Origin of the sequence: Cloacibacillus sp., from assembly GCA_036655895.1 — a bacterium.
Classification (GTDB): domain Bacteria; phylum Synergistota; class Synergistia; order Synergistales; family Synergistaceae; genus JAVVPF01.
Map to the genome: position 1 here is coordinate 1 of JAVVPF010000150.1, position 561 is coordinate 561.

Genomic DNA, 561 nt, shown 5'->3' on the forward strand with positions numbered 1-561 from the left:
AAACGAGCTGTGTTAGAATAGTAAATGTTCCGCAAACGGGAACTGTACCTTGTAAATTAAACAACGTAACGAAAAAGAAAGCACCAAAAGGTAAGTGCTTTGTGAGAAATCACAGAGTACCGGAAGTTGCTTCAAAAGTAGGGATTTGTCAATTATCCTGAAAGAGGTAACTATAAAAATAATTGAAGCTATGACAAATAGCTCAATGAAAGATTGGATCGGCTTCGGCCGTTTTGATACCATTTTATTGAGAGTTTGATCCTGGCTCAGGACGAACGCTGGCGGCGTGCTTAACACATGCAAGTCGAACGGAACACCCCTGACAGAGACTTCGGTCAATGAACGGGAATGTTTAGTGGCGGACTGGTGAGTAACGCGTGAGTAACCTGCCTTTCAGTGGGGAACAACAGTTGGAAACGGCTGCTAATACCGCATGATGTATCGGGGTCGCATGGCTCTGATACCAAAGATTTATCGCTGAAAGATGGACTCGCGTCTGATTAGCTAGTTGGTGAGGTAATGGCTCACCAAGGCGACGATCAGTAGCCGGACTGAGAGGTT

The 561-nt window shown here is 45.1% G+C and carries 1 rRNA gene; it reads left to right on the plus strand.

Going from position 1 to position 561, the window contains the following annotated elements:
• Positions 1–243 precede the first annotated feature (243 nt).
• Positions 244–561: ribosomal RNA gene (locus tag RRY12_13395) — 16S ribosomal RNA — on the plus strand; the annotation flags it as partial.